At 32.8% G+C, this 25735-nt stretch carries 33 protein-coding genes and 1 tRNA gene; 29 read left to right on the forward strand and 5 right to left on the reverse strand.

What is annotated here, in order from left to right; genetic code table 11:
- Positions 1–8 precede the first annotated feature (8 nt).
- From rbsK to LCM23_RS14515, 8 genes are all read left to right on the forward strand, one after another.
- Positions 9–917, forward strand: coding sequence for a ribokinase (gene rbsK / locus LCM23_RS14480; protein WP_224937593.1), 909 nt, complete (start codon positions 9–11; stop codon positions 915–917).
- Positions 892–1281, forward strand: coding sequence for a D-ribose pyranase (gene rbsD, locus LCM23_RS14485; RefSeq protein WP_224937594.1), 390 nt, complete (start codon positions 892–894; stop codon positions 1279–1281). Before rbsK ends, rbsD begins: the two co-directional genes overlap by 26 nt.
- On the forward strand, positions 1281–2777 hold the full coding sequence (locus LCM23_RS14490; protein ID WP_224937595.1) for a sugar ABC transporter ATP-binding protein: 1497 nt from the start codon (positions 1281–1283) through the stop codon (positions 2775–2777). Before rbsD ends, LCM23_RS14490 begins: the two co-directional genes overlap by 1 nt.
- Positions 2774–3718 carry an ABC transporter permease subunit gene (locus tag LCM23_RS14495; protein WP_095372933.1) on the forward strand — a complete coding sequence of 315 codons (945 nt, stop codon included), beginning with the start codon at positions 2774–2776 and terminating at the stop codon, positions 3716–3718. The genes LCM23_RS14490 and LCM23_RS14495 overlap by 4 nt, the downstream gene beginning before the upstream one ends.
- A 39-nt stretch (positions 3719–3757) precedes the next feature.
- Complete coding sequence (gene rbsB / locus LCM23_RS14500; RefSeq protein ID WP_224937596.1) at positions 3758–4690, forward strand: ribose ABC transporter substrate-binding protein RbsB; 933 nt, start codon at positions 3758–3760, stop codon at positions 4688–4690.
- A 143-nt stretch (positions 4691–4833) separates the two neighbouring features.
- Positions 4834–5394 (forward strand): hypothetical protein, encoded by a 561-nt coding sequence (locus LCM23_RS14505; RefSeq protein WP_224937597.1) that lies wholly within the window; start codon positions 4834–4836, stop codon positions 5392–5394.
- A gap of 107 nt (positions 5395–5501) precedes the next feature.
- The gene (locus tag LCM23_RS14510) at positions 5502–5699 is read left to right on the forward strand and encodes a hypothetical protein (RefSeq protein ID WP_095372936.1); all 198 of its coding nucleotides are present in this window, start codon (positions 5502–5504) and stop codon (positions 5697–5699) included.
- Positions 5700–5788: 89 nt separating this feature from the next.
- Positions 5789–6253 (forward strand): YxiG family protein, encoded by a 465-nt coding sequence (locus LCM23_RS14515; protein ID WP_224937598.1) that lies wholly within the window; start codon positions 5789–5791, stop codon positions 6251–6253.
- A gap of 1084 nt (positions 6254–7337) precedes the next feature.
- Here LCM23_RS14515 and LCM23_RS14520 read toward each other — a convergent pair.
- Together LCM23_RS14520 and LCM23_RS14525 are read right to left on the reverse strand one after the other, a co-directional pair.
- Entirely contained in the window at positions 7338–8444 is a 1107-nt protein-coding gene (locus tag LCM23_RS14520) for a site-specific integrase (RefSeq protein ID WP_224937599.1), read from the reverse strand.
- A 30-nt stretch (positions 8445–8474) separates the two neighbouring features.
- The gene (locus tag LCM23_RS14525) at positions 8475–9104 is read right to left on the reverse strand and encodes a helix-turn-helix domain-containing protein (protein WP_224937600.1); all 630 of its coding nucleotides are present in this window, start codon (positions 9102–9104) and stop codon (positions 8475–8477) included.
- 222 nt (positions 9105–9326) lie between these two features.
- On the opposite strand from LCM23_RS14525, the gene LCM23_RS14530 reads away from it, so the two are divergent.
- The 18 genes from LCM23_RS14530 (at position 9327) to LCM23_RS14615 (ending at position 19743) form a co-directional block, all read left to right on the forward strand.
- Positions 9327–9497, forward strand: a complete 171-nt coding sequence (locus LCM23_RS14530; protein ID WP_224937601.1) for a helix-turn-helix domain-containing protein — start codon at positions 9327–9329, stop codon at positions 9495–9497.
- A gap of 78 nt (positions 9498–9575) precedes the next feature.
- On the forward strand, positions 9576–9839 hold the full coding sequence (locus LCM23_RS14535) for a hypothetical protein (RefSeq protein ID WP_224937602.1): 264 nt from the start codon (positions 9576–9578) through the stop codon (positions 9837–9839).
- 26 nt (positions 9840–9865) lie between these two features.
- Positions 9866–10195, forward strand: a complete 330-nt coding sequence (locus LCM23_RS14540; RefSeq protein WP_224937603.1) for a hypothetical protein — start codon at positions 9866–9868, stop codon at positions 10193–10195.
- A gap of 283 nt (positions 10196–10478) precedes the next feature.
- Positions 10479–11444 carry a hypothetical protein gene (locus LCM23_RS14545; protein ID WP_224937604.1) on the forward strand — a complete coding sequence of 322 codons (966 nt, stop codon included), beginning with the start codon at positions 10479–10481 and terminating at the stop codon, positions 11442–11444.
- Positions 11445–11622: 178 nt separating this feature from the next.
- Positions 11623–14571 carry a hypothetical protein gene (locus tag LCM23_RS14550; protein ID WP_224937605.1) on the forward strand — a complete coding sequence of 983 codons (2949 nt, stop codon included), beginning with the start codon at positions 11623–11625 and terminating at the stop codon, positions 14569–14571.
- A 309-nt stretch (positions 14572–14880) separates the two neighbouring features.
- Positions 14881–15057, forward strand: a complete 177-nt coding sequence (locus LCM23_RS14555; protein ID WP_224937606.1) for a helix-turn-helix domain-containing protein — start codon at positions 14881–14883, stop codon at positions 15055–15057.
- 223 nt (positions 15058–15280) lie between these two features.
- The gene (locus tag LCM23_RS14560; RefSeq protein WP_224937607.1) at positions 15281–15787 is read left to right on the forward strand and encodes a hypothetical protein; all 507 of its coding nucleotides are present in this window, start codon (positions 15281–15283) and stop codon (positions 15785–15787) included.
- Positions 15784–16491: a hypothetical protein gene (locus LCM23_RS14565; RefSeq protein ID WP_224937608.1), complete on the forward strand. Its 708-nt coding sequence runs from the start codon at positions 15784–15786 to the stop codon at positions 16489–16491. Before LCM23_RS14560 ends, LCM23_RS14565 begins: the two co-directional genes overlap by 4 nt.
- Positions 16492–16537: 46 nt before the next feature.
- Positions 16538–17272, forward strand: a complete 735-nt coding sequence (locus LCM23_RS14570; protein ID WP_224937609.1) for a hypothetical protein — start codon at positions 16538–16540, stop codon at positions 17270–17272.
- Between the two features lie 61 nt (positions 17273–17333).
- Entirely contained in the window at positions 17334–17855 is a 522-nt protein-coding gene (locus LCM23_RS14575; RefSeq protein ID WP_224937610.1) for a hypothetical protein, read from the forward strand.
- A gap of 11 nt (positions 17856–17866) precedes the next feature.
- Entirely contained in the window at positions 17867–18070 is a 204-nt protein-coding gene (locus tag LCM23_RS14580; protein ID WP_224937611.1) for a hypothetical protein, read from the forward strand.
- A gap of 35 nt (positions 18071–18105) precedes the next feature.
- Positions 18106–18184 (forward strand) — tRNA-OTHER (locus LCM23_RS14585).
- A gap of 30 nt (positions 18185–18214) precedes the next feature.
- Positions 18215–18397 carry a hypothetical protein gene (locus LCM23_RS14590; protein WP_224937612.1) on the forward strand — a complete coding sequence of 61 codons (183 nt, stop codon included), beginning with the start codon at positions 18215–18217 and terminating at the stop codon, positions 18395–18397.
- A complete protein-coding gene (locus LCM23_RS14595; RefSeq protein ID WP_224937613.1) occupies positions 18397–18546 on the forward strand; it encodes a hypothetical protein in 150 nt (49 codons plus the stop codon). Before LCM23_RS14590 ends, LCM23_RS14595 begins: the two co-directional genes overlap by 1 nt.
- 3 nt (positions 18547–18549) lie before the next feature.
- Positions 18550–18921 (forward strand): hypothetical protein, encoded by a 372-nt coding sequence (locus LCM23_RS14600; RefSeq protein WP_224937614.1) that lies wholly within the window; start codon positions 18550–18552, stop codon positions 18919–18921.
- Positions 18887–19081, forward strand: a complete 195-nt coding sequence (locus LCM23_RS14605; protein WP_224937615.1) for a hypothetical protein — start codon at positions 18887–18889, stop codon at positions 19079–19081. Before LCM23_RS14600 ends, LCM23_RS14605 begins: the two co-directional genes overlap by 35 nt.
- 12 nt (positions 19082–19093) lie before the next feature.
- Positions 19094–19492 (forward strand): hypothetical protein, encoded by a 399-nt coding sequence (locus LCM23_RS14610; RefSeq protein ID WP_224937616.1) that lies wholly within the window; start codon positions 19094–19096, stop codon positions 19490–19492.
- Positions 19493–19506: 14 nt separating this feature from the next.
- Complete coding sequence (locus LCM23_RS14615) at positions 19507–19743, forward strand: hypothetical protein (protein ID WP_224937617.1); 237 nt, start codon at positions 19507–19509, stop codon at positions 19741–19743.
- Positions 19744–19800: 57 nt separating this feature from the next.
- Here the strand turns inward: LCM23_RS14615 and LCM23_RS14620 are convergent, their stop codons facing one another.
- Positions 19801–20268: a hypothetical protein gene (locus tag LCM23_RS14620; protein WP_224937618.1), complete on the reverse strand. Its 468-nt coding sequence runs from the start codon at positions 20266–20268 to the stop codon at positions 19801–19803.
- Between the two features lie 185 nt (positions 20269–20453).
- Between LCM23_RS14620 and LCM23_RS14625 the strand changes: the two genes are divergently transcribed.
- On the forward strand, positions 20454–21176 hold the full coding sequence (locus LCM23_RS14625) for a type II toxin-antitoxin system PemK/MazF family toxin (RefSeq protein ID WP_224937619.1): 723 nt from the start codon (positions 20454–20456) through the stop codon (positions 21174–21176).
- 177 nt (positions 21177–21353) lie between these two features.
- On the opposite strand, the gene LCM23_RS14630 is transcribed toward LCM23_RS14625, so the two are convergent.
- Entirely contained in the window at positions 21354–22121 is a 768-nt protein-coding gene (locus tag LCM23_RS14630; protein ID WP_224937620.1) for a coiled-coil domain-containing protein, read from the reverse strand.
- Positions 22122–22284: 163 nt separating this feature from the next.
- Between LCM23_RS14630 and LCM23_RS14635 the strand changes: the two genes are divergently transcribed.
- Complete coding sequence (locus LCM23_RS14635) at positions 22285–22722, forward strand: phBC6A51 family helix-turn-helix protein (RefSeq protein WP_224937621.1); 438 nt, start codon at positions 22285–22287, stop codon at positions 22720–22722.
- A gap of 18 nt (positions 22723–22740) precedes the next feature.
- Here LCM23_RS14635 and LCM23_RS14640 read toward each other — a convergent pair whose 3' ends face one another.
- Positions 22741–23613 carry a tyrosine-type recombinase/integrase gene (locus LCM23_RS14640; protein WP_224937622.1) on the reverse strand — a complete coding sequence of 291 codons (873 nt, stop codon included), beginning with the start codon at positions 23611–23613 and terminating at the stop codon, positions 22741–22743.
- Between the two features lie 392 nt (positions 23614–24005).
- Between LCM23_RS14640 and LCM23_RS14645 the strand changes: the two genes are divergently transcribed.
- Positions 24006–25733, forward strand: coding sequence for a hypothetical protein (locus LCM23_RS14645; protein ID WP_224937623.1), 1728 nt, complete (start codon positions 24006–24008; stop codon positions 25731–25733).
- Positions 25734–25735 lie beyond the last annotated feature (2 nt).

Here is a 25735-nt window from a genome sequence, read left to right on the forward strand (position 1 = left end):
GTGATTAGATGATTACAGTAATCGGAAGCATCAATATGGATCTAGTCACGGTAACAAGTATAGACCCGTCAATGGGAGAAACCGTGATGGGAGAATCATTTTTTACTGTGCCAGGTGGTAAAGGAGCAAACCAAGCAGTGGCTGCAGCTAAGCTTGGAGCGAATGTGAAAATGATTGGTAAAGTCGGCGATGACCCTTTTGGTCAAGAGTATATGAATTATTTTAATGACATGCATATCAATACGGAAAGTATCCAAATAGAAAAATCTGTACGTACTGGAACAGCAAGCATAACAGTGTATAACCATGATAATAAAATTATTGTTGTACCTGGTGCCAATCATTTAATGACAAGTGACGTTATAGAAGCATATCGCGATGATATTTTAGCGAGTGAATGGGTGCTTCTGCAATTAGAAATTCCATTGTCTGCCGTAGAAAAAGTACTAGAGATTGCGGCAGAGGGCAATGTGGGTGTCATTTTAAATCCAGCTCCCTTCCATCATATTCCTTCTCATTGGTTTGAGTTAGTAACCTACCTCACACCGAATGAATATGAAGCGAAACAGTTATTCGAAGCATATGCAAATGATACTGAGGCAACGGAACTACTGAAAAAAAAGCTTGTCATTACAAAAGGAAATGAAGGCGCCGCTTTCTTTAAAAACGGGGAACTTATGACCATTCCTGCTGTTAAGGTAAAGGCGGTTGATACGACTGGAGCAGGAGATACTTTTAATGGCGCTTTAGCGGTTGCCCTTGATGATGACTTAACAATAGAACAGGCAATTACGTTCGCGATAAAGGCTGCGGGTTTATCTGTAACGAAAATGGGTGCACAAGTAGGGATGCCGACAAAAGCCGAAATTGAAAAAATGGAAGTGAATCATCATGAAGAAACAAGGAATGCTGAATAGTGATATAGCAAAAGTCATCAGTGATATGGGACATACAGATACAATTGTTATTGCTGATTGTGGACTACCTATCCCAGATGGTGTGAAAAAAATTGACCTAGCTCTAAAGCTAGGGACACCTTCCTTTTTAGACGTCTTAAATGAGCTTGAAAAAGAACTAATGATAGAGAGTGTCACATTAGCAACTGAAATTAAAACAGATAATGAACCGTTATTTTTAGCAATTAAAGACAAGTTCTCTGATTGTAGCTATGTCTCGCATGAAACATTTAAGAAAAAAACGGAAAAAGCAAAGGCGATTATACGAACTGGAGAAGCTTCCCCTTACGCTAACATCATTTTAACGTCAGGAGTGATATTTTAATGAAGCAATCATCAATAATAGAAATGAAGAATATTCATAAATCCTTCTATTCGGTGGAAGTACTCAAAGGCGTTGATTTTGACTTGAGAGCTGGCGAGATCCATGCGCTTATGGGTGAGAATGGGGCAGGGAAATCGACCTTAATTAAAATCCTTACAGGCATCCATGAAAGCAATCAAGGTGAGATTTATTATAAAGGAAATAAGGCCGTATTTTCTTCACCGAAAGATGCAGAAAAAAATGGCATTGCTGTCATTCATCAAGAGTTAAATATTATTCCTTATTTAACAGTGGCTGAAAATATGTTCCTAGGTAAAGAATTAAGTACTTTCGGTTTATTAAAGACGAGAGAGATGAATGTAAAAGCAGAAAAGTATTTAAAGCGCTTAGGCATTGAAATGGATGTAAAACAGCCTGCTGGAGAACTTTCCGTTGGACAACAACAAATGATTGAAATTGCAAGATCAATCGCTGCCAATTCTGAAGTTCTTATCATGGATGAACCAACAGCTGCTTTAACAGATAGAGAGATTGATACATTATTTACCGTTATCGATCAATTGCGAAAAGAGAATGTGGCAATCATTTATATCTCTCATCGCATGGAAGAGATTTTTAAAATGTGTGACCGTATTACGGTTTTACGAGATGGTCAATCAATAGGAACGAAATATACCACAGACACCTCATTCGATGAAATCGTGAAAATGATGGTTGGTAGAGAAATTGGTGAGCGTTACCCAACTCGGACGGCCACAATTGGTGATGTTTTTTTCAAAGTCGAGAACTTAAGTATGAAAGATCATTTTTCTAATATATCATTTGATGTTAGAAAAGGTGAGATACTTGGCGTCGCCGGATTAATGGGAGCTGGTAGAACGGAGATTATGGAAGCGATTTTTGGGTCAAGAAAGAAATCGTCTGGGAAAATATTTTTGAATGGTCAAGAACTACACATTCGTGCACCAAAGCAAGCCATTGCTGCCGGTATCGGTTTTATTACAGAAGACCGTAAAGATGAAGGTCTTATACTTGGATTAAGTGTAAGGGAGAATTTAGCCGTTCCTAATTTAAAAGCGCTTTCGCAAAGTGCCATTATGTCTACTAAAAAGGAAAAAGCTTTCTCCAAAGAAATGATAGACAAGTTAAAAATTAAAACAGCTGGTCCTGAACAAGAAGTTAAGAATTTAAGTGGTGGGAACCAACAAAAAGTGGTCTTTGGAAAATGGCTCGGAATCGATCCAACACTGTTAATTTTGGACGAACCTACACGTGGTGTGGATGTAGGAGCAAAAAAAGAGATATATACGATCATGAATGAAGAAACAATGAAGGGCCATTCCATTATTATGGTCTCATCTGAGTTACCAGAGATACTAGGCATGTCTGATCGTATTATGGTGATTCATGAAGGGAAAGTAGCCGCCATTCTGGAAAAAACAGATGCGACTCAAGAAAAAATTATGGAAGCAGCAACAGGAGGGAACAAAGCATGAACAAAATTAGTAAAGGCATCGGCTCCATACAAAAGCTAGGACCGGTTTTAGGCTTACTGCTCATCATTATTATTTTATCGGTTATGAGTCCAAGCTTTACAACAGCTGACAATATACTGAACGTATTAAGACAAGTTTCAATCAATGCTTTAATTGCGTTTGGAATGACATTTGTTATCTTGACAGGGGGAATCGACTTATCTGTCGGTTCGATTTTAGCGTTATCTTCCGCACTTACTGCAGGTATGTTAGCTAGTGGTATGGATCCGGTAATTGCGGTTCTTCTCGGTTTATTAGCAGGTGCTTTAATGGGACTTGTCAACGGCGTAATTATTGCAAAAGGTAAAGTCGCTCCTTTTATTGCAACATTAGCGACAATGACAATTTTCAGAGGGTTGACACTTGTTTATACAGAAGGTCGACCAATAACTGGTCTATCTGATGCTTTTAGCTTTCAAATGATTGGTAAAGGTTATTTTCTCGGCGTACCATTTCCTGTTGTTACGATGCTGTTAGCTTATTTATTTTTATACTTCTTGCTCAAGAAAACAACTTTTGGTCGCGGTGTTTATGCGATTGGTGGGAATGAAGAAGCCGCTAAGCTCTCTGGTTTAAAAGTGGATCGCTTGAAAATGGGTGTTTATGCAATTTCAGGATTATTTGCTGCTGTTGCAGGAATTACGTTAACTTCTCGTCTTGACTCTGCACAGCCAACTGCTGGTACAAGCTACGAATTAGATGCCATTGCGGCAGTTGTACTTGGTGGGACAAGTCTTTCAGGCGGACGCGGATGGATCTTTGGTACATTAATTGGTGCTTTGATTATTGGTGTACTTAATAATGGTTTGAACTTATTAAATGTATCATCTTTCTACCAACAAGTGGTGAAGGGCGGCGTCATTCTATTAGCTGTACTAATTGATAGAAAGAAAGCTGCTTAACATATATGATTTGCAAACCTATGAAGGAGGAATACTCAAATGAAAAAAATATGGAAGCTTCTTACTTTGGTTTTAGTAGTCGCTTTATTAGGTGCATGTTCATTAAATAATGGGGCTGATGATAATGAAGCAACTGATAATGATGAAAAAGCATCAGGAGAAAAAACAATTGGTTTATCGATTTCTACATTAAATAATCCTTTCTTTGTTACACTACGTGATAGTGCAGAGGCGAAGGCAAAAGAGCTTGGTTATGCGATTAAAACAGTAGATGCACAAGACGACCCAGCAACACAAGTAAGTGATATTGAGGATTTAATTCAACAAGGTGTTGACTTATTAATTATTAATCCAGCTGATTCAGCAGCGGTTGCTTCTGCCATTACATCAGCTAATAATGCAGATATCCCGGTTATTACTGTTGATAGAAGTGCAGAAGGTGGCGAAGTTGTCGCTCACGTAGCTTCTGATAATGCAGAAGGCGGTAAAATGGCAGGAGAATTCATCATCGAAAAACTTGGTGATGAAGGAAAAGTGGTAGAACTTGAAGGAATCCCTGGTTCATCGGCAGCACGTGAAAGAGGTGCAGGTTTTAACGAAGCAATTGAAGCATCTGACAATGTGGAAGTAGCAACAAAACAATCTGCGAATTTTGATCGTGCAGAAGGCTTAACAGTAATGGAAAACATCATCCAAAGCAATAAAGATGTCCAAGCTGTATTTGCTCATAATGATGAAATGGCACTTGGTGCTTATCAAGCACTAACGGCTGCTGGTCTAAAAGATGTCATTGTTGTCGGGTTCGACGCAACAGATGATGCCATCGCTGCAGTTGAAGGTGGCGATATGGCAGCAACAGTCGCTCAAAAACCAGACAGAATGGGCGAGCAAGCTGTAGAAACAGCCAAAAAAGTACTCGATGGTGAAACGGTGGAAGAATTTATTCCTGTTGAGTTAGAGTTAATTAAATAAGGGAAATGATTGAATGAAGCACGTGTCGATTCTGCTTAAAGGTGGAATGAGCACGTGCTTTTTTATTTTCTAAGTGAACGCAGGTTATGGAAAGAAGTGTGAAAGAAATATATAAGCGGTTAGTAAGAAATGAGTGTATAATTATGGTAATCATTATATTTTGTGAAGAAGCGAGTGGTAGAATGATCCCTGCAAATACTTTCGGTGTTGATATGACGAACGCCGCAACGCCTTATTTTCAAGTAGTGAAAGACAATCGAATTCGGTTCGGTTTAGAGACATTCAGGCAACATCCAGGTTTAGCGAAAAGCTTATTTCATCATCTATTTCCTATAGAGGAAAAGTTAGATATGACGTTTATTTCTGGTTATCAAGATATTGATAGCACAAGGGTAAGGAGAGAAAAGTTAAACTTACGGCGGTTTTTTAAAATAAATAATTGGTCTAATGAAGTAGTTTGGCAAGAAGAAATGAGCAGTTATTTTGTCTTTTCAACAGTAAAGAACGTGAAATCATCTGCGTTTTTTCGCTATACCCTTAAAATGATTGATGGTCACACGTCACTCTATATTTGTTTTGTGCATCGCGATTGTTTATTTTATATTAGTTCTGATGTACTGGATATTGTTGCAAATGCGCATACGATAAGGAGATTAAAAGATCTATTCCCTGAAATGTATGATACTTTCTACGAAGATGAGTGATCTTCTGTAAGACGGATTAGCAAATAGTGTTACCGTCATTAAGAAATTACTGAAAAAACGGTTATATGTAATTCGATGTCCAACAATTAAAGGATAGGAGAAAAATGATGAATATAAACAGGAAAGATTTACTTAATGCTGCATGGATTATTGGAATTTGCTTTATACTGGGATCGTGTACTATTGCTGGTGCGATTGAGAGTCTACTAGATAATAGTTTAGGGAATGATGGTCATTATGAACAACAAAGATTCAATGACAATTTTGAAAGGTATATTGAGATACTTGAAAACAAAGGAGAATAAAAGGTCATAAAGAAGATGTTTGACTGAAATATCGCCGGTAGATTGTGTGCTTTCCACAGGTAAAAGAAAAAAGTAAAAGGGGTGATAAGATGTCTAGCGATCTAAATAGAATAAATACTTTGTTTGCCGAAAAAGCAGAATACTGGGATTTAGATGATTTACAGATTGATTATATAAATGAAACCATAACATTAAAATTACTTAGTTGTCATAAACAACAGATTAAGAGAACTTACATCTTCATAAAGGAAGTGATGTCGTTCTTTGTTTATCAAGAGGCTAATGTAGGAACAATACGCTTAAATGACCGTAATTTTACTGATGCGAATTTATTAACCGAAATTAGTTATCACAAGAATGGTTTTGGTCATATAAAAATTGAAAGCTTAGAATCAGATTTGAAAGAAATCGAGAAATTACATGCTAAAACTAATTTTTATTTTCAAGTAAATAATAAGGACTCTTTTTTTATTGAAGCCAATAGTGTGCAAATCAATGATGAACGGTTTGTAAACCTTCTTGCAGATAGTAGAACACTGAAATATTGTGAATGAAGCAAACTTTATGGAGTGTGATGAATTTACAATAGAAAGAATTGGAGCTATTTTCAGATAAAAATACTGTCAGCAATATTAATAGCGCTATTAGCTTTATGCATAATGTTAATATTGTTAAAACGGTAAGATGAAAAAGCGTTTCTTTCGTTCTAGTTTTATTTCCTCATCAAATTCCTTATTTTCGTATGTCCATTTAATTTGTAAAGAGTAATTCGCATCCAACGGGGCGCCTTCGATACTGACAAATTCAATAACATCTCCCTGAGGAAAATCACTTAGCTTATCGAATAAAGTGACCGCTTCCTTTCAGGTTTAATCCCTCCTAACCAAATGGCCTCTCCTTTCCACATCCCTTTTAGGGTTAGGAAAATGATAAGGTCTATATTCCGCTATCTAAGTTCCATTCAAAGCTCTTTCCTTTTGTTACAACTGGTTGCTTATAAGAATAAATCACCCAAGACACTAAGAATTAAAGGAAAGATGAAAATAATAATTAATTTTCTATTTAGATGGACCTCCTTTTATAGTTGGATTTTGTGATTGTTTGTTATCTGTATGTCTTGATGAATAGTTATTTACAAAAGGGTACTTTCTATTATGTGTAATTTAATGGAATAATGTATTTAACTGTATATTATATTAATCATAGTTGAATAGACATCTATAAGGAGTAAAGAAAAAAATTAAGGTAGGGTTTTGAAAATATAATATTAGATATTTAACTAATATCCTTTTTCTGTCTCGTATGTTAGGGAGATGGTTTATTTTAGTTTTCTTTATGTATAATCTCCTATTTAACATTCTTTCTATTGATTAATTACTTATTTACATTTATCCTATATTTAGATACTTTAATAAGAGCAGGAGAATCTTTATTTATTTAAAAGTAATAGATACTGTTTGTTCTTTATAGTATCAACAATTTAATAGAATATCCTTCGGGGCAGGGTGAAATATTAATTAAATTTATCCTTCATAAACGTTGATATATCAATATTTATGAAGGTTTTTTATATGTTTTGGTAGGGTTTTTGGTAGGAAACTATGAATAAATATGAGAAATGGTAGGATACTAGTGGATTCATTTTAACAATTGATCCAATGCTTTTGCTGCTTCTGCTTGCATATTTGGCTGCATATGGCTATATGTGTCAAGAGTAATTTTTATAGATGCATGTCCTAATTGTTCTTGTACAACTTTAGGGTGAACCCCAGCACTAAACAGCAATGAAGCGCAAGTGTGTCTAAGGTCGTGAAAACGAATTGGTCTAGCATCTGTCTTTTCAAGAATTCTTTGCCAATTTCTCGTGAAGTTTCCAGTATTGATTGGTCGCCCATCTTTATGACATACAACCAAGTCGAAATCTTCATAGTCTGAGCAAGCTAGTTTTTCTTTTAAAATCATAGCTCTATGTTTCTTGAGTTCTATTATTAGTGAATCAGAAATAGAAACAGTTCTGTAGCCCGAAGCTGTTTTAACTTCACCTTTAAATCCTTCTATATGCTTTAATGTTTGACTAACACGAATTGTTTTCGAATCGAAATCAATATTCTTCCACGTTAATCCTATAATTTCGCCTCTACGCATACCTGTATATATTGCTAAAACATACATAATCCTAAAACGATTATCGACTCTATTTAAGAAGAATTTAACTTCTTCTTTAGTCCAATAATCCATTTTTTTCTTGCTCACCTTTGGTTTTGCTCCGTCATCAAGGATGTTAAATGGGTTTTTACCAATATACTCCTTCTTTTCAGCAGACTTGAAACATGTTTGCACTAGATTATATATCTTTCGTACAGTTCCTTCTGCTAATCCTTTTTTATAAAGCGCACTAATTAAACCTTCGATGTGTTCTGCTTTAACCTTCTGTAAAGGTATGTGACCTATTTCTGGTATGATATGATTTCTCAAATGGCCATCATTGGTGTGCCTAGTTCCTTCTGAGATATTTTGTTTGTTTTTTAACCATGTAGTGATAAATTCACCAAATAATAATTGATTCGGTTCAACATATCTCCCATTTTGCCATTCTAGTCTCGCCTGACTTTCAGCATCTCTTGCTACTTTTTTCCCTTTAAAACCTCTTTTCTTGATTGTTTTTCTCTTTCCATTAGAATCTTTTACTTCAAATGCATAATAGTAGTAAGTTTCTCCTTTTTTCTGATATTCATAAATAGGCATAGAGTTTTCTCCTTTTATTTAATTTTAGACTCACCGATCAGGAATCTCACCCCACCATCCATTTTCTTTACGAGACTTTTTAATTTCTTCTCCAATTATTCTTATTATTTTCTTCTTGCTTTCTTCATTAAGTTCCGTTAGGTCTTTTGAAAATAAATTAGTAAAGAACAAATAATTCTCGTGTTCGGTACTCATTGATAATATAAGTTTATTTAAATTACTTGTAACTAGTTGAAATTTATCAATGTTAATATTTGCAAATAGCATTAACTCATTTTTTATTTCTTCTGCTTGCTTGTCAATAGACTTTTCAACTGATTCTAACCATTCTATTTGTCTTTCGGTTTGTTCATGCTGATAAGAAGGATCATTCATCAATTTTTCAGTAATATAAGATTCCTCAGCTAACTCTTCTTCTGTTAGTTTGTTAGGCGAGAAAATTTTATATTGTAGCAATATATCTTCAATATTTGCTTCATCGATGCCAATTGCTTTTAAAAGTTTATATGCTGTTACATAGTCTGGATTTTTATTTCTTCCGTTTTCAATTTGACTTACATATGCGTCTCCTTTGTTTACCTTTCTTGCTAAATTTTTTGAACTTATCCCTGATTTTTTTCGGGAGATTTTTAAGAAATCTGCAAAGCTGTTGACTTTCAAAACTAACATCTCCTTCCTCAAGGTATTATATCATTAGTATTATGAAAAAATCAAAGTATCATAAAATAGTATCATGATATTAGGCGGATTAACTGTTTATATAGATATGTATACAAAGGTTTTGAAGTTGGTGGAAATAAATGTTATACACGTATTTAAAAAAAATATTGCTTTTTCATGATACTCTATGATACCCTATAGTTAGTTGAGGGAGGTGAAGGAATGAAAAAAGAAATAATGGATGTAGCTGATCTTCAGATGGAATTAAATATTGGAAAAAGACAAGCTTATGAACTTGCTAACAGTGGGCAATTTCATGTTGTGAGAGTTGGTCAGCGCATTAAAATTTCTCGTAGAGTTTTTGAAGCTTGGCTGAACGGAGAGCATAATTAAAATTAATCACATATTACATAATAGTAGTTTTCTAATTTTTAAGTTTTACATAACACATAAAAATTTGGAGGTAATAAAATGATCACCACTAAAATTAAACCAAAGGATAGCTATACAGACTCCTTGCTAAATTTGCAAAGAGCAATGGTGTTAACAGAGTTTGTTTTAAGCGATCATGGCTTATATGATCGTTACCTCCAATATTTAAAACATCTTAGTAACGACCCAAAATGGGCTGAGTTTTCCCTAATAATTAGGGAAGAAATTAACACATATGACATCACAGATAGTGAAGTATACCAAGCATCTAATGAAGTATTTAAAGTACCAGTTTTTAATTAAGTATAAATTAATAAGGAGATGTTGAAATGAGTTTAGCAATTGACCTTGCAACATTTAAAGCACAAAAATCTGAAGTATTACCAAGTAACATACGCAATTTAATAGAAGAAACAGTTGATTTAAATAAGGGGATGGTGATCTTATCAATTAAAAATCTGAAGCATTACGCACCATCATTTATCATTGATACAATTACCCTCCAACTTGTGAATGAGATGTATAAAGATAAATCTCATGAAGACCTCCAAGAGGCCATTAAATCAGTGCTATTTAAAATTAAAGAAGGCATCCAACATGGATTATTTGATGATGAGGATATCTGGGAAGCCATTAAAAGGAGTGATTACCAACAGTAATTTAATAGATACATAAATAAGTAGTCCGTAGCTCAGTCACAGTGGTTGATTGATACTAATTCAGACTTATTGTCTGAGTTAAGCAACTAAAATTATGTGATGTAACTAATGGTTATAGCACATTAATAACTTTCTAAATTTATAAGACTGAATATTCAAATAAAATCAGCTTATAACTCAATTATAGGCTGATTTTGGATAATTCAGAGAGGGTGGAACGATAATTTTAAAAAGAGAAATACAAGAGTTTTTAAAATACGATACAAGAGAAGAAAATGTCTTTATGCCAAATGAAATTTTTAATGATATACAACAATACTTTCAAAAAGTCGCAGATGAGAAAAATAATGATGATAAATCTAGAGATGCCCCAAAGGTTTCAACCATTAATGGGATGAGAAAGATGAGGGGTAAGAACCGTAAAGCGATTTCCAGTCATGTTGCTTTTGCGTATAGTTACTATTACTTAATCACTTGGCTATATCGTTATGCTAAATATGGGGAAATAAATATAGCTGTATCAGATATAAAATCCATATTAGGCTACAGTAAAACTAGCCAAGAAGTGGATTTTATCATCAAAAAGAACGGTATCTTAGATAGCTTAAATTATACAGATACCACTACTAATTATCCTATTGCTTGGGAGTATGAAACAGAATTAGAGTTCACATTGATTAATGACTTAGACAATTATTATAAAGACTCATATCGCAAATCCAAAGGCAAAAATTATAGAGTGAAAATGCCGATTAAGAGTTTTTATAGAAGTGAGGAAAGTAGACAAGAAGATGATGGATACGATGGATTATTCTTTGATCCATATGATTTTCATCTCATTCCATTTGAAGTGTTTATGAGATGCATGGATAACAAAAACTTGGGGGTGAGAGGGTTTTATCTCTATGGGTTCTTATCACATAAAAACAACCTTTATAAAGAAGGTTATACAGTTCCCATAGATGAGTTAGCAGATAAGGCTGCAATTCCATTAAGTACCCTAGAGCGAGTTTTAGATGAGTTGAGGAGATACAATATGATCACTTGTATACATAACCAAGACTTCTATGTAAAAGGTTTAGAGGATGCCAAAGCAAACACATATAAAACCAATGATTATCAAAGCTATTCCTTCGAGCCTCTTGAAATACATAAAATGAAAATGTTATCACCTGATAGATACGAAAAGTATCTTCAATCAAAAAATGAGACAGACAATGTTGTTAAAAACCTTATTAACAATTTTTAACCAAGTATAAAAACAACGATATTTACCATATTTATAAAATATATTATTAATATGATTTCATAAGTTTTAATATTATTAATTATTATATTAGTAAAAAAATAAATCTATATATTAACTATCTTAAATATATACTAAATATCGTTGTTTTTTAAAATAACATAAAAGGAGAGAAATCTTATTGAAATTAGATAACTTAAAATTACTGAATTATCAAGCATACGTTTACTCATTCGGCACAGAAAATTTTTATAACGATAGAGAGTTCGATTTACATACACAAAAAATAGCATTAGAAGCACAGAGGGTTGATTATAATAAATTTATTTCACTTGTTAAGGATTATGTTACTAGCTTTAATAAAGTAATGGTTACCAATAAGAAAGATGATTTAAAAAGTTTGGAATCAGCATTATTAAAAAAACAGACCAAACTGGAAAGATATATAGGGTACAGTAAATTAGATAAGTACATCGAAGTATGCAGCATTTATTATAAAACTAATAAAAAAGAGTTTAATAGAAAAAGTAGAAAAATTGGTGAAATAAAGGATAAGATAAACTGTTTAGATGATATGTTGATATTTAATGTCAAAAAAAGTGAATACAAAATAAATAATAAGTCACGCTTACATATTCGAAAGAAAAAGGTAATCAAACAAATTGCTGAAATTAAAACTAAACTCACAGAAGAATCACAAAAAGTAGATGAAAAAGGATTACCGAGGACGCTTCGACCATTAGCGATAAATGACTCTAATGTGATTTCATTATTTGATAGCAGCTTGATAAGAGCAATTGGAGCTAATGATAATAAAATATGTGAAGATATCTTTATCATTAAGGCGTATGGTAATAACATGCTTAAGTCACTAATAAAAAATGGATTTACCTATAATGGTGTTACGTATACATACATATTTTCCAGTGCTGGACAAATTAGAAATAGAAAATCTGTTTGGATCAACAGTGAAAAGTACAATAGTATTGAATCGCAGCTTATGTGTGGATTAAACAAAAATATCATTAACCAAAAAGGTGGCATCAATATCAATAAATTTAATGCTTATAGTGCATTGTGTGCTACTGCATCCACACCATGGCCAGAGTTTAATATCCATAAAGCGATAGTTGTTGATGACTTTGAAACAACATTTAATACAAAAGTTGATTATATTGATAGTGATACATATGAAATTTATGAAGATGTAGAAAAGCCAATTACAATAAATCATGTTGATGGAGCTGGTATGATATTACCTTCACTTTCAACTAAAAGTTTTCAATTTAGGCTTCCTCACTTTAAGGGTCTTCTTGTTCCCTTTCCATTTGATAAATTTATTGAGGAGCATAAAAGTGCTAACCCAAAAGTAAAGGATATATACGGTAAAGAATGGGATGTCATTAAAGAGGGCATCGAGATAATTTTCACTAAAAGTCAGTTTAAAATGTGGAAGTTTTATACGGATTGGACTGATTATAAAAGAAACTTTATTCAACATACATGTGAAGCAGTAATTTGTAATAGGGAAGCAGATGTGTTTGAGGATAAAACGATTTCATATCAAATGTTGCAAACACTAAATGACATGACAACAAATGAGTTATCCCAATTGAGTAGTAAGACAATTGGAAATATACTTAGTCTAGGCAATAATATTGAAGTAATAAAAGAAGTTTTAGGAGCTGAGGATGATAAAGAGGATAAATATCCATTCCAACAAGCAATTAACATTTATCCTAATTTAATACATGATCCGTATACAAAGAATACACTTAAAAAGAAGAAAGCTAGTTTAGTTAAATCGGCTAAAGCAGGGAAGCTGCTTATCCCAGGTAGCAAGAGGACATATATAGCACCAGATTTATATGCCTTTTGTGAGTGGTTGTTTATGGATGTTAAGCAGCCAAAAGGATTATTGAAGAACGGTGAAATAAGTTGTTCGTTGTATGATGATAATCTAAAAATAGATGTGCTTAGAAGCCCGCATTTGTACAGAGAGCATTGTGTTAGGGTTAATAAGGTAAATGATTACCTTGGTCAATGGTTTATCAGTAAGTGTGTCTATACAAGCATCCGTGACCCTATATCAAAGCAACTGATGTTTGATGTAGATGGGGATGAAGGGTTACTAATCTCTGATCCCCTTTTCGTCAAAGTGGCCGAAAGACACATGAAAGATATACGACCTCTCGAATATAAATTGGGGAAGGCTAAGGAAGAAGAAATAAACAACAACAATATCTATGAGTCTCTCATTGCTGCATATAAAATGAACATAGGTGAGTACTCCAATTTGATTACCAAAATATTTGGTAACCATGATGTAAATGAAGAAACACTGAAGTTGGTTAAATTCCTCTGTCTAGAAAATAATGCGTGTATTGATTTTGCGAAAACTTTGTGGATGCCAGAAAGACCACCTGAAGTAGATGAGATTATCAGGAAATACATAAAAGGTAAGATGCCTCACTTTTTTAAATATGCTAATGATTTTGCAAATGATAAAGTTGAAGGTTTAATCAGAAAGAATCAAGATACCGAAGCTGAAAAAATAAGTGTAGTTAATCAATTGGACAATATTATCCCGAGTAAAAGAATTGTATTTGATGAGAGTATTGTTCCGCCATTTGATTATAAGATATTATTGAGTGACAAATCATTTGGTGCAGAAGGAGATAAAGGTAACAAAAAAGAGGATAATAAAAAGATCATTGATTTATACATAAAATTGAATGTTGAAAAAACCAAAAAGGTTAAAGATGAAGTAAAAAATGGCTCTAACAAAAGGAAGGTTGAATTAAAAGTTTATAAGGATATTCGCAAAGAACTGTTAGATGTCACAGGAGAAAAACCACAACATGTGACGAATGTTTTAGTTAGTTATCTTTATAACCAAATCAAAACCGAGTATAAGCAAACATTGTGGTATTGCTTTGGTGAGGAGATATTAAAGAATATTGAAATGAATGTGTTGGGTATCAAAAGATGTAAAAATAGATACTGTAAAGAAGAAATAGCGAAAGAAAAGGGTAAGCAATACTGCGCAAAGTGCGCAAAGGAAAATGAAAGAATTAGAAAGATGAAATATAAGAAAAAAGTGGGAGCGAAAATAAAACAGGCAATTTAAATAAGGCTCTTAGAACCCTTGATATCATTGGGTTCTTTCTTTGTATTTTAAGGAGAGATAATCCCCTTATAGGAGAAAAGTTATAAAAAATACATATAAATATCCATAATAACATTAACATAAAAATTGGATATTGGTCAATGAGTGTCACGTTAAGCGCTATAGTTTATAGAATTTAACGTGCTACTCATTAATTAGCACAAGCTTTACGTTATCAAATTACATAATTGAGTCTTTTTTTAGGAGACTCCCTTTTTAATCAACTAATAACACTCACATAAAAAAATAATCAGGAAAGGAGTGTAAAAAATGGATAGGGAGAGTTTAAGGCGGTATAGGGTTATGCGAGGTCTAACTCAAAAAGACTTAGCTGAAAAAATCGGTATTGCACAGTCATATTACAGTGTTATCGAGTCAGGTAAAAAGAAACTTACAAGCAAAATGAAAGAAAGAGTTAAAGAAGCAATAAAGATTAAAATTTTATAGTGATTTTTGACGTTAGCCGGCATACCAAGTCTATGTCGTTGGGGTTAATTAGCGTCAATAAACAAATAATTAGCCATTCGTTAACGACTCCCATCGTTGATGATATCTCCTTTGTAATACTTTATTTTTAATTAGAATAGCGACTTTCAAAGTCGTTATTAGGCTGGTTATTAAGTTAATCAGCCTCTGCTTTATGCAGATGAAAGGCAGGATGAAAAGTTAAATGGGCATGTATGAAAATATCCAAGATATTATGAAATCACTTTGGGCAAATGAAGAATTGCTGAGATTGCTACATTATAAACCTAAAAGTTTAAGAGATAAAACACTTGATCCATTAGATGATTCTTTACCTAACATAACAGAAATAGATTTGGATTGGTCAATCAGAGAAAATGTTATTATGCCTACCCCAAAGAGTGACGATTTAAACGAAGAACCACTGTGTAGACTCTGTGTGTATTTAGGTGATAGAGAACCTATGGGTGGTGTAAAGAGTTTCCATGCTGTCACACAAGACTTACATATAGATATATTATGTCATTTTGAATATGAAAATGGTGATTTTAGAAGTAACCGAATTGCAGATAAGGTAAGCCAAATGTTCAACTTCTCTTCTATTACAGGGTTAGGGAAAATGGATTATGCAGGTGGAAATATTATAAGTGGAGTTCCAAATCAATATGTGGGTTATAAGCATGTGTTTAGGTTTGGAGGATTAAAGAGATGATTGATGAAATTAAAGAGCAACTTATCTTAGGTCTCCCTATTGAGACTGAATTAGGAATGTGTAATCAGTTGAAGGTTAGAGATTTGATTTATTTTAATAAGGATTTACGTGCAATTTCTTTGAATAAAGATCATATTATCAGGAGTTTTGCTGATGCAAAAGATAAAGAGATAATTGATTATATTAAATCTAGATCTTTGTTACAAATCATTCATGAAGTAGATGATATTAAAAACTCATATATCAATGTTTTTAATAAAATGTTTCGTGAAGATGCATTTTATGAGGTCAATGAAGATAACCTAGACTTTTATAGAGAGTTACTTTTATCAATGAATTGCATCAAGGAAGAAAAGATCAATCCGAATCCTGAAATCCAGGCAGCAATTGAGAGAAGCAAGCGTGTTAATGCAGATGAAGGTGAGAGTGTTGATCTTAGTTGTATGGTATCAAGCATCGTTGTAGCTTGTGGTATACCGTACAGTGACATTTTAGAATTAACCCTATATCAAATGCATATGACATTTTCTCGCATTGGTCAGTTTAAGGATTTTGATACAACAGTTGTTTTAGCTTCAGCAGGTGCTGATAAAGTGAAGATTGAGAGTTGGAGCAAGGATGTCAATTTGTTCAAAGAGGATAAACACGCAGTCAGTGAATCTCAATTTAATAATAGCTTTGGGAAGATATTATCAGGCAGCTAAAATAATTAGCTGTTTTTATTTATTTTAAAAATGGAGGAATATAAAAATGACAAATTTATTAGTATTTGATACAGCGGATGCAGTGATGAAAAGGAAATCTGACGGTGAAGTATTTGTAACTGCCGAGACGCAATTAGCATCTCTTACTACATCGCTAGGTATCAACGAAAAAATATTTGGTGGTATCGGTAATAAACCACTTGCTGTAATGAAAGGTCAAAAAGAAGTAACATCAACTTTACGTAATGCTTTTTATAACAAAGAACTTCTTGCAATTACACAAGGTGTTTCAGTTGAAGAGGGAACTCATGATGTATATAAGCGTGAAAATGGTTTAAAGGTAGTCGATAATGAAGGAACTTTAGAGGTAACTATTACAGGTACTCCTGTTGGGACTACTGCTTATGTTACAAATACTAAAGGTGAAACTGAACCTGCTGCAATTACATCTAAGGTAGTAACTATCCCTACAGGGCAGGCTGTAGAAGGTGAATCTGTTGCTGTAAGTTATCAAATTAAAGTAACAGGTAAAACTGTACCATTAGATTCTCAAGCTTTTGGTGAAGCATATGAAATTGAATATCATACCATTGCTTATGATCCAGAAACTAATCAAGTGGTGAAAGATATTTATATCCAATTGGATCACGTTGTTCCGTCGAGTGATTTCGAGCTTTCGTTTGAAAATGGCACACCTATTGCACCAGAAATCACATTTGATGCTTTAGCTCCAGCAAATGCTACTGAGATTGGTCGAATTGTTGAGGTAAATCGTGGTTAATTAATACATAATGTTTGAGGGTGGGAGGTATTCTCCTGCTCTTTTTAATATGGAGGTACATATGACAAAGAAGTTTAAAGCGAGTATGTTAAAGGATGAAGTAGACCAATATAGCCAGACTCTTCAGTTCCCTGTTAAATACAATGAGGAAGAATACATTGTTAAATTATACCCCTTCTTTTCACCAGTTAAGATTAGCGAATTGGTTAATGATTTAGCTGTATTTTTTAAAGGGTTAAATGAAGAAGGTCACTCGATTGATAATAGTGAAGAGGTTGGTATTGTTAATTGCTTTATATTAAAACATTTTAGTGATATGCAATTTTACAATGGCAGAAAAGCAAAAAACAGATTTAAAAAATTGTATGATGAGTTTAAATATGTGATTAATAGTGAGGTATGTCAGATACTTATTAAATCTTTTCCTGTTGAATCAATGGAGAAAGTGTATGAAAAAATTGCTGAAGTGATTGAAACTGGCAAAAAGTTTGAGCGAGATAAAGCAAACATTATCAACACAATTAAAGAGTTACCACTCGAAAACGAATTTTTAAAAGAAAAAGCTTTAAATGAAATTAAGTGATGGAGGTAGCCATGGACTTTAAAAAAGGCGAGATTGTTTATTCAAACAAAAGTAGAATGCAGGGTAAAGTGATTAAAGTTAATAAACATAATGATTCCGCTTTGGTTGAGTTTATACTATCTCAAAATAAAGAAATGATGATAAGGACAACTCAACTGCAAATTTTATCACTTAAGGATTTATTCAAAATACATAAAAGAATAAATAGGGTTTAATTTATAAGCGATTCAATTTGAATGGCTTTTTTATCTGGCTTGGTAGCTCAATTGGTAGAGCAGCATATCAGAAGATATAGCAATTTGTAGGTTCGAATCCTGCCCAAGCAACCACTTAAAAATCGATAAATTAAGGAGAAAAAGATGAAAATTACGAATGTATTAAATTATGATTATAAAATAAATTTAGATGAAACTAATGATGATTATGTGATTGCTGAAACCCATGTAAGATTAAAAGGTGAGGAAGAATGGGTACATATGCAAACTGTGAAACACTTTACAAATGGGGAAAAAGAAACTTTATTTATTGTAGGAAAAGAATAATGCTCATTATATTTAAGATTTTATTGATTGCAATGATTGGATATTTTAGCTATCACGTATCACAGGAGCTGATTAATGATTGCCAGGCGAGATACTTTTATTTGGTTATCTTAGGTGTGATTACATTATTCGGTACGTTTTGGATATAGCGTATGGCTTATAGTTTTATAGATTGTGAGTATTGTGGAGATATGATTCGACCGAATACATTGAGAAAGTTATTTGTAGGTTATTACAATAGAGAGCCAGTGTATAAGCATCATTACCCTTGTAATAGCTGTGGTGGTGAGATGGTAATTAGATATTATCATTCTTCTACTAATAAATGGTATGACAAGGTGATGATGTGTAAGCTTTCTTTGGATTTTGACAGAGGAAATGAAGATAAGATTAAGGATATCTTATTAGATTTAGAGATAGCTGAAGATGCCTTAAATAAGGCAAATAAGAAGATTATAAATAAATTAGGGTTAATAGGAGGAGAGAAAGATGATGATGGATCAGAAGGAATACAGATTGTTTGATATGGTTTTCTCTAATTTAGATGAGGATCAGATTGATGAGATATTGGAGTGTGCTTATCTTGTTATGTGTGAGAGAGGATATTCAAATGAGTTGTGGATGGAGCTAAGGGAAATAGCTGAGATGTATGAAGATGCTGAAGGAAATGGGATTATACATTAGGGGGAATGGAAAATGAGGAACACTGAAGAGAAATTGCTGGTAACTTTGATGGAGCTTGATAATACACTCAATAGGTTAAATGAAACAATGGAAATGGAGCGTATTAATCAATCTGCTAAAGAGGTTGCTAATTTTAGAGATGAGTATTTAAAAATTGAAGCACAAGAAAAAACTGATTTTAGAAATTGTAGAACCATTGTAATTCTTGATGATGATAAAACTAGTAATCATCTTAATAATTATTTTATCGAAAATAATATTCCTTTTCATGCAATTTGTAAAGGGGCGAGGGTACGAGGGATAACAATTGGTAATAGAAGACCGAAAGATTTTATATTATTGTGTGATGTTGATCGAGAAAGCCGATGGTACGATGACTTAAAGATGAGTATGGAAAGTTATGTTGAATAAGGAGGGATAAATTAATGGCAATGGTTACGATGTCAATGGAAGAGTATGAGAGTTTAAGGAATAAAGTTGAGTTAGATGAAGCGTATGAAAAACTTGAAAAAATGGAACAGATTATAAATATGATTTTACCTTATTTTTATGATGAGCAAATGAAAAAAGAGTTGATTAGGCAAGGCTTTGAAATATTGAGGGCTGAGAATTATCCGAATGATTCATTGCATACTTTAGAGAGATATTTGGGGTCTGTATAGGGGAATATTTGTTACATACTAAGCTAAAGAAAAAAGTGATGGAAGGAATCCCCTCCATCACTCATAGTGATAGTATTCACTTAAAATATCGTGTATCTCTTGATTATTTGTTTCTAATCTCTCTTTGTGCTCATAAAGTTTATTGCTTAAGTCCATAAAGGTTTCTTCATCATCAGCATCTATTTTATTGTTTACTTTTATTATTTCTTCAAGAAGTAAAAGGTTTGTACCTACTTTTGCTTTCAATTGAGCTACATCATCATGCTTAATAATAAAAGATGAGACTTTCAGTTTTACATCTTTAATTTGATCTTCTACATCTTTCTGTAAGCAATTATATTCTGTTTCGTCTCCATCAAATATGCAAGCATAAACCTCGTCTTCAATTGGCTGATAGAAATTATCTAAGATTACTTTGAATGATTGAACTTCATTTGATGCTTTTGTGTATGTATAAGCCCATATTCCAATGCCGCCAGCAATCAGTAAGATAACAATACCTAAAACTATTAAAAACTTTTTCATGTTTCCTCCTATTGAATATGTAATATCTTGTTGTAATTACCAATAGTTATATTACCATTATTTACTTATAATAGGTAGTCTTTTTTCGTAATAATATTCCATAATACAACATAACTTTCATTCTTTTATCCTATTATACTAGCGAATTATGGTATAATATGGTGGAGATTGGAGGTGTGGGAAAAATGGCATATATAGATACAAGTACTCCTCAGAAGATGAATAGTTCTGCAAAACGAGTGACAAACGAACTTCATCGAGCGATTATGACAAAGGATAAAGATACTGCTAAAAAATTATTATTCTGGTTAAATACTTGGAGCAACAACTATCTACTAAACGAACAATCTTTTAACTATAAAGAGCTAATTGCTTATAAACGAGGTATGGTAGTTAAGGCAGACTTTGGGTTTAATGTGGGAAGTGAACAGGGCGGATTACATTATGCATTAGTTATTGAAAATAATAACGACAAATCCAACAAGACAGTAATGGTAATTCCACTTGGTTCCTTACCTGATAATAAAGATCCTGAAGATCTCAATGAAAAGAATGAAGTGTTCTTAGGGTATTCCTTATTTGAAGAAGAAATAAATAATACAAAAAATGAAATCGAAAAAAAGAAGCAATTAATTGTTCAACTTTCTAAAATTGGTGAAGATACTTCAGGAATATCAAAATCTTTAAGCAAATTATCAAAGAAACTCTCCAATTATCAAAAAGGAACTATTGCTTTATTAAATCAAGTTTGTTCTCTAAGTAAAATAAGGATTCATACTCCAAAAAATTCAAGTGATGAATTATTCTCCTTTCAGTTAAGTCATGACAAATTGGAGCTAATCGACAAGAAGTTAACAAGTTTATACTTAACAGAGAAAAACTCCAACAAAAAGTTGACTTCTGACTAACAGTGAGGTATATTAAAATTACAAAAACTTTCCCCTTGTGGGCTCCGAATATTTTCGGATATAATACTTTCCCTTTTTGGGCAGTCCTAATTAAATAATGGACTTACATATGGATCTCCTTCCTTCGTGTCGGGGATCTTTTTGTATGAAGAAAAATAGACCCAAAATCGGGTCTTATTAAGCATCCTCTTCGTTTGATGGGCTATCTATTGGTATTAGTTGATCTAGAGCTGCTTCTGGTACAAATTCTCTTACTTCTTGAGGTAATAATTCTCTTGTAGCTCCAGCCAATCTTCTAGCCATTATTGGATTATGAAGGTACCAATTATACAGCCTAACTGAAAATGATTTGAACCAATTCTTCTTAGTCATTAAGCTAAGTTGAGTTTTTAGTGTTTGAATATCTTGATTTAATTTAGTTATTTCAGATTCTAAATCAGAATTAGCTTCTTGTTGTTCCTCGTAAAAAGCGTTGAACTTTTCATTTAAATCTTCTAGCTTTCTTTCCATTACAGCTTTTTCAGCATGTGTGAATACGGATTCGTCATTTTCCATTTCATTTATTTTTTCTTGCATGTTTTTTAATAATTGATCATGCTCATCAACTTTTCTAGTGAGTGGGTTTTCTTTCATTTCATTTTGAATGTTTTTTAACCATTTAGATATTTTAGATAAAAACTCGTGGCTTTTAATATCATTGTAAGTCTCACTAGATAACATATATCCAGGTGAATACGATAAATTAATCTTATCTGGATTTGGGACTTCTGCTCTTAATTTAAATTCATTGTTATATTCATATTTTATAATTATAGTTAATGGATTCATATAATTTTTCCCATGGCTAGTTATACTAAAGTCCATATGATTAAAAAAATCTGTAGTTAATTTATTTTGTATTTTATTTAAAAATTGTTGACTAATATGACTTGCTGTTGTTTCCAAAATGAACACACCTTTCAATATATTTCTATTAATTATACAATACTTTCCATGTTTATGGGATTAAGAAACTAGTTTTTAGTGAGTTATGTAAAAAAATTTAATTGAATAATTGGTGTAAAAATACACTATTTATTATGTCTATTTGTAAAGGAGGAAAATAAAAATGTCAGAGAAAGTCTGGACTGAAAAACAAAGAAATGTGCAATATGCTTTAGCTACGGGAAATTTAGATAAAGTGACGATAAGTAAGCAATTTGATGTGAGTAGACAAACTATTTATAACTGGTTAAATAATCCTGAGTTTGTTTGCGAGGTAGACAAGCTTAGACAGGAGCTCAGAAATTTTGGGGAACAACTTTGGTATAACCACTATCAAAAATCAATCGAAAATATTATTGAATTAGCTGATAGATCACCAGACCAAAGGGTAAAGTTTAATGCTAATATCTATAACATTGAACGAATTGATGGGAAAATTGCTAATCAAGTTAATGTCAACTCAGATCAGCAAGAAAGAAAAATCGTTAATGGGGATATCCTGGAACAAGAGCAAGAAAAGTGGGAGCAGCAAATGATTGAACAAATGAATAATGAAGAATAAAAAAGCCTTTACATCCCATCATTTGAGAGTAAAGGCTTTTGCTATTGCTTCAGCTTTTTGTTTATCTGTAGGCTGTGTATAGCGTTCTGCTACTGCTACAGAATGGCCACACATATTAGCTATCATTGATAAATCATTTCCTTCTCTTGCTAACCTGGTCGCAAAGGAATGTCTCAGCATATGCGGTGTAATATCATATTCTTTAAGCATTAATTGAATGGATCTTGTTGATAGTTTTGTTTTACGATTACTAATAAATACATATTCTGATTCGTCATTGCGTGAATCTAAGTAGCGAGCAATATACTTGAATCCATTTTTATGAATAGGAATAGCCCTTGCTTTATCCCCTTTAGAAGTGGTGATGTGGATGTAGTATATTTTATCTTGTTTATCATATTTAATATCATCCTTAGTTAAATTAACAAGTTCACTCACACGTATCCCAGTTAATTTCAACATGTCAACAATAGCTAAATCTCTTTGTGAGGAAGGTTTTTTGCTATTAGCCACTCTTAGTCTAATCGTTTCAATATCTTCTATTTCGATGGATTTAGGAGATTGCTTAGAGATGTGAGAAGGCTTGTTGATATCAATGTCTTTTACACAATCACGTTGGTTAGAGTAATCACAATACATACAAATAGCAGCAAAGATACGATTAATACTAGAAGGACTATATCTTTTTTCTTTGGTATTTTTAACTGATCCATTCTCTAATGAAGAAACAAATAACTGGACTGTAGGTTGTGTTAAATCGTTTATACTTATGTTTACTTTAGATAAATATCTATTAAATACTTCTAGATCACGTTGGTATGCTTTCTTTGTATTTTCAGCTTTCCTCAGTTGAAAAATGAAATCCTCAATCAATTTAGTGTTATCATTCATTGACTTTCCCTCCTAATATTAGTTATGCGAAATTCAGATTGTTTTAATTTTAGATTATGGATTAGTGATAATGTCTTATTTCCTTATGTTTATAACTAAATTATACCATATTATTTCGTATAAGTACAGTGAAAATTTCGCATAAGTATAGTTATGCGAAATAAAATTTAAGGGGAAAAGGCTAAATTAGTATGATAGTAGTTGTCTTGTAACCCACATACATAGCTGCTATGCAGACTTAAGTCGAGTGATACATATGTCTCTTGGATTAAATAAATGTCACAAATGGCCATCTGAAGGCTATAGGGGGTATTCTAAATCAGATTAGATGAGATGCCTCGCAGCAACGGTGACAGTTTTATAACAAATTTTTAAAAGTCGGAGGTGGTATATTGGCAGATAAAATAGATATCTCTTTAATCGATACTCCTGAAAATCGTAACACTTTAAGAAAGTATCTTTTAAAGGATTTAATTAAAATGGGAATGCCTACTGATAAAGCAATAAAACGAGTTAGACAATTAATGAGGGATAATGAAGAAAATTTATTTGGAAAAGGTGGATTAGCCTATTCATTAGGGAAGAGGTCAATTCATTTCTTTTGTAATTATTTCTTGCAAGATACTTTTATACCTAAACCAAATAATGCAGCAAGAAAACTAGCTACTGTTCATTATGAAATATGGGATACATTAGAAGACCTTTTTATTCATGATAATTTCGATAAGCTTGAATTAGTCATGCCAAGGGGAGCAGCTAAAACAACAGTTTGTGATTTTGCTCTCTCTGTATGGGCACATTGTTATCAAATTTCCACCTATACCCTCGTAGCAGGAAGAACTGAACAGGATGCTGTTGAGTTTATACGAGATTCTAGGAGAGCATTTGAGGAAAATCCATACATAAGATATGCATTTGGAGAACTAATTGATTCAAAGTTTACCGTCAATCGCTTAGAACTTGAATTAGCCAATTATACAAAAATACAAGCAATATCCTCAACGAGTTCCCCACGGGGTAAAAAATTTAATGGGGAAAGGCCAACGTTACTGATTGCGGATGATTATCAGAGTAAGGCAGATGTAATCACGCAAGAAGCCAGAGATAAAAAATATAGCACATGGGTAGAAGATTCATATTATGCAGGTGATAAACCAGTATTTCGAAATGGAAAGAAGATTAAGATGGGTACGAAATATATTGTACTTGGAACTATATTACATAAGGATTGCTTTATATCACGTTTACTCAAGGATAAAACATACAATCATATTGTGAAGAAAGCTATCCTTGTTGAAGATGTTGATAAGTTATTTTCTGAGGGTCTTTGGGCTAAATTCAAGAAAATCTACTTTAATTCTCACGATCCATTGGCTATAGAAAACGCTAAAGAATTTTATTTTCAAAATGAGCAAGAAATGAGTTTCCCTGTTTTATGGGAAGATAAATATGATTGTTTGACGATGGCGATTGATTACTATTCTAATCCGACTGCATTTAAACAAGAGATGCAAAATGATGCGTCTAAAATTGGAGATAAAGCGTTCCACAAAATAAATACTGAACCAAGAGAATTGATTGAGCAGCAAACATTTGTAAAGACAATGCTATGCTGTGATCCAGCTGTAGAGACAAAGGAACATAATGATTATACAGCGTTATTGGTTGGCTCTGTCACTCCTAATACTTTTAGGTGGATCAGAAAAGGGATAGTAGAAAGATTAGAATATGAAGATTACATAAAGAAAGTGATTGAGCTGTTACATGAATATCCTGATATCTCCACCATTTGGATTGAGAAAAATACTTTCAATGGAGTCGATGTCAGAGATATTAGAAAAATGATTGATAACGATCCATTGTTGAAAAAGAGATACATAGAAATATTAAACGAGAGACAAAACAAAAATAAAGAGGCCAAGATTAGAGCCATATCCCAAAAAGTGGATAGTGGCTTTTTCACATTTGCTGAAGAAGATAAAGATTTTACAGATCAAATTTTATCCTATGAAGGTGAACGATACACCAAACATGATGACGCACCAGATTTAACTGCTGAGTTTGATCGACTAATTGATGAAATAATTGTTGATAGGACAATTAGATTCTTTGATTGGTAATT

This window comes from Cytobacillus kochii (genome assembly GCF_020171845.1).
GTDB classification, from domain to species: domain Bacteria; phylum Bacillota; class Bacilli; order Bacillales; family Cytobacillaceae; genus Cytobacillus; species Cytobacillus kochii.